The organism is Achromobacter xylosoxidans (assembly GCF_002192695.1).
GTDB classification, from domain to species: Bacteria; Pseudomonadota; Gammaproteobacteria; order Burkholderiales; family Burkholderiaceae_B; genus Achromobacter; species Achromobacter xylosoxidans_C.
The window spans coordinates 1-1,036 of sequence record NZ_MTLG01000020.1; the positions used below are offsets into that span (position 1 = coordinate 1).

General features: G+C 61.9%; 2 protein-coding genes. Both read left to right on the forward strand.

Going from position 1 to position 1,036, the window contains the following annotated elements; genetic code table 11:
- Nucleotides 1-680, forward strand: a 680-nt coding sequence (locus BRO63_RS03960) for a DUF5983 family protein (RefSeq protein WP_143219439.1), incomplete at its 5' end; no start/stop codon positions are given.
- 97 nt (nt 681-777) lie between these two features.
- The coding region (locus BRO63_RS03965) for a uridylate kinase (RefSeq protein ID WP_088138639.1) at nt 778-1,036 on the forward strand (259 nt) is incomplete at its 3' end.

Sequence of the window (1,036 nt, forward strand, 5' to 3'; positions counted from 1 at the left end):
GCACGCTGTCCATCAGCTACGAGGACGGAAGCCCGCATGTCTGGCGAACCATCCACGTGAGCCAACAGCACCTCTCCGATGAGGAACTGGTTTCTTCCCCCTGCATCGTCACCAGCGAGTTCGCGGTGGTCAGGAATGGCACTGAACCTGTCAGCGCCGAACTGATGGCCGAATGCAATGCTGTTGAAGGCGTCAGCGAAGGCGTAGTTGGTGCCGTGGTCTATGCCATTCATGGCGACGACTTCGACGGCCGCCCGGTCCACGTCGGTGACACCTATTCGGCCGAAGCCGCGCGGGAAGTCGTGCAGCGTCTGAGTTTCGAGACCAGCTACTACAGCCGGTGCTGGGAAATCAGCAGCGCGCACATCAGCCGGGAAACCGGCCAGTACCTCGCCAACCTGGCAGACCTCGCCACGCCGGAGGCCTTTCTGTTCATCGCCTTCCGGGTTCCGTACAGCCCGGCGATCGGCGTCAAGCTGATTTCCACGCCCTGGACGGACCAGAACCTGGAGCATGCCGAGGGCATCGGCGCGGAGCAGCTTCGACAAGAGCACCGGAACAAGGGCATGCCGGACGACCTGGCGAACATCCTTGAACTGGCTGGCCAGGCCGATGTGCGCATTCTCATCCTCGACGCTGATGCGCCCGCGCTACTGGGCTTGCCGCTGGCCGAGTCCTAGCAGTCGCGCCACGCACCATTCTTCCTCTTTGTTCTCCCCCATGTCAGCCCGTCTCCCACCCGGAGCTGGGCTGATCCATTTTCATAGGAGCAACCTTATGTTCCCCGACCTCATCTCGCATGCACCCGACTTCGAGCACCAGCTCGGAGCCTGCGTCAACGCCATGAGCCAGGACGACGCCATCGGCCAGATCCTGGTATTCGAGCGCACGAGAGGCATGCTACACATGCGCCATATCGCCAGCGCCGACCTGGTGGACAGCGACATTGACGACTACGAAATGGTCGTCTTCGACGGTGGCAACACCAGCGGCGACACGTGGAAGCACGTGTTCTTTCCACGTCAGCGCGAACACT